At 65.8% G+C, this 2,700-nt stretch carries 1 protein-coding gene, 1 tRNA gene and 2 rRNA genes; 3 read left to right on the plus strand and 1 reads right to left on the minus strand.

What is annotated here, in order from left to right; all coding sequences use genetic code 11:
- The 3 genes from VGB60_RS05660 to VGB60_RS05670 form a co-directional block, all read left to right on the plus strand.
- Positions 1-302, plus strand: a 23S ribosomal RNA gene (locus tag VGB60_RS05660); the annotation flags it as partial.
- Positions 303-384: 82 nt separating this feature from the next.
- A 5S ribosomal RNA gene (gene rrf, locus VGB60_RS05665) occupies positions 385-499 on the plus strand.
- A 79-nt stretch (positions 500-578) separates the two neighbouring features.
- Positions 579-655 (plus strand) — tRNA-Met (locus VGB60_RS05670).
- A 229-nt stretch (positions 656-884) separates the two neighbouring features.
- On the opposite strand, the gene VGB60_RS05675 is transcribed toward VGB60_RS05670, so the two are convergent.
- The coding region (locus tag VGB60_RS05675; protein WP_331037291.1) for an isoleucine--tRNA ligase at positions 885-2,700 on the minus strand (1,816 nt) is incomplete at its 5' end.

The following is a 2,700-nucleotide window of genomic DNA, read 5'->3' on the forward strand; positions in this document are numbered from 1 at the left end:
TCAGAACGTCGTGAGACAGTTTGGTCCCTATCTGCCGTGGGTGTTCGAAGCTTGAGAGGATCTGTCCCTAGTACGAGAGGACCGGGATGGACATACCTCTGGTGGACCTGTCATGACGCCAGTTGTGCAGCAGGGTAGCTATGTATGGAATAGATAACCGCTGAAAGCATCTAAGCGGGAAACTAACCTCAAAACAAGGCTTCGCTGAGGATCGTGGAAGACTACCACGTTGATAGGCCAGGTGTGGAAGTGGGGCGACCCATGAAGCTTACTGGTACTAATAATCCGATCGGCTTGATCGTTTCTCAGCAAAACTCATTCGATTTCTCGGCTAACCAGCCGAGCTGACAATGTCTTCTCACAATCGTCTATCCGCCTGGTTGACCTGGTGGCTATGTCGGAGGTTCCCCACCCGATCCCATTCCGAACTCGGTCGTTAAGCCCTCCAGAGCCGATGGTACTTCGTCTTAAGGCGCGGGAGAGTAGGTCGCCGCCGGGTCTACCAGACGGATAGAAGATTGTATTACGGGCTGTCGCCCGTCTCTCGAACAGTTCTTCCTTTACAACGCCGCTCTTGCCGCGGGATGGAGCAGCCCGGTAGCTCGTCAGGCTCATAACCTGAAGGTCGCAGGTTCAAATCCTGCTCCCGCACCCAAGATCTCAAAGCCCCGCATGGCTCGCCAGCGGGGCTTTTTGCTGTTTGGATTCCGTCCGTCCGTGGGGCTTGGATAGGCTCAGGGGCTATGGTCGTGCCAGGCAGCAGGCAGCAGGCAGCAGGCAGCAGGCGAGTCCGGTCTTTTACCGCCGCTCCGGCGATGACGAGCGGCCGATCACCAGGCGCCCCCAGCTGCCTTCCGGACCGCGGGGCCGCCCTCGGTTTGTAATCAGCCGCGCTGCGCGTCCCACCAGCGGACGGCGTCCGCGTCGCGGGCGCTGAGCTCGGGATAGCTCGGATCGCAGCCGACGTCCGGCACCCGCCGCCACGAGCGGGCGCATTTCGGATGCTCGGCCAGCCGCACCTCGACGCGGAGGCCGTCGCCGCCCGGTTTCAGCTCGGCGCCGGACGTGCGGAACACCTCGGCGGCGTCCAGCCCTTCGAACGGTGCGAAGGCCTCTTCCGGTCCGGTCACGACCGGCCAGGCGTCCAGCGCCCCGCCGATGACCTTGTCCCGACGCGAGGCCTCGAGCGACTCGTTGACGGTCTCCAGCACAGACTGGACTCCAGCCCAGCGCTTCGCCTCCGCGTCGTTGCGCCATTCCGCCGGCGTCTCCGGGATCACCCGCGCGCAGTTCGAGCCTTCGTTCGGGAACCTCGTCCCCCACGCCTCTTCCATCGTGAAGGGCGTCAACGGGGCCAGCCAGGCGGTCAGGCGCATAAACACCTCGTGCATCACCGTGCGGGCCGCGCGGCGGCGCTCGGCGTCCGGCCGGTCGCAGTACAGGCTGTCCTTGCGGATGTCGAAATACAGCGCCGACAGGTCATTGGAGCAGAACTCCAGCACCGGCCGGACCACATCCTGGAAGCGGTAGTCGGCATAGGCGGCGCGGACGTCGCGATCCAGCTCCCACAGCCGGTGCAGGACGAACCGCTCCAGCGGCGGCATCCGGTCGAGCGGCAGGCGCTCGGCCTCGTCGAAGTCGGCCAGCGCGCCCAGCAGATAGCGCACGGTGTTGCGCAGCTTGCGATAGGCGTCGACCGTGGTCTGCAGGATCTGCTTCCCGATCCGCTGGTCCTCGGCGTAGTCGACCAGCGCCACCCACAGCCGCAGGATGTCGGCGCCCGACTCCTTGATGACGACGGCGGGGTCGGTCGTGTTGCCCCGGGACTTGGACATCTTTTCCCCGTTCTCGTCCTGGGTGAAGCCGTGGGTCAGGACGGCGTCATAGGGGGCGCGGCCGCGGGTGCCGGAGCCTTCGAGCAGGTTCGACTGGAACCAGCCACGGTGCTGGTCCGAACCCTCGAGATACAGGTCCGCCGGCCAGTGGGACGGGCGGTCTCCGGTGTAGCCGTGTGCTGGATCCCGCGCCTCCAGTGTGAAGGCGTGGGTGCAGCCGCTGTCGAACCAGACGTCAAGGATGTCCTCGATCTTCTCATAGCGCGCCGGGTCGTGGGCGCCGAGGAAGTCGACGTCGGGCCGGGTGAACCAGGCGTCCGCCCCGGCCTCGGAGACGGCGGTGACGATGCGGGCGTCCACCTCGGGGTCGTGCAGCGGCTGGCCGGTCTGTTTGTCGACGAACATGGCCAGCGGCGTGCCCCAAGCGCGCTGACGGCTGATCAGCCAGTCGGGGCGGCTCTCGACCATGGTGCGGATGCGGTTCTTGCCCGCCGCCGGGTGGAAGGCGGTGGCGTCGACGGCCTCGAGCGCGCGCTCGCGCAGGGTGCCGTCTCCCTTCAGCGGCTGATCCATGCGGATGAACCACTGCGGCGTATTGCGGAAGATCACCGGCGCCTTCGAGCGCCAGCTGTGCGGATAGGAGTGCTCCAGCCGGCCGCGCGCCAGCAGGGCGCCCGCCTCGATCAGCTTCTCCATCACCGCGCCGTTGGCGGGACCGAACTTGCCGGTCTTCTTGCCCTCGGTCTCCAGCACCTTCAGGCCGCCGAACAGCGGCACATGCTCGTAATAGGCGCCGTCGGGATCGACCGTGTCCGGCACTTCGTGATGGCCGTGGGCCTTCCACACCTCGAAGTCGTCGGCCCCG

Source organism: Brevundimonas sp., from assembly GCF_036399195.1.
Classification (GTDB): Bacteria; Pseudomonadota; Alphaproteobacteria; order Caulobacterales; family Caulobacteraceae; genus Brevundimonas.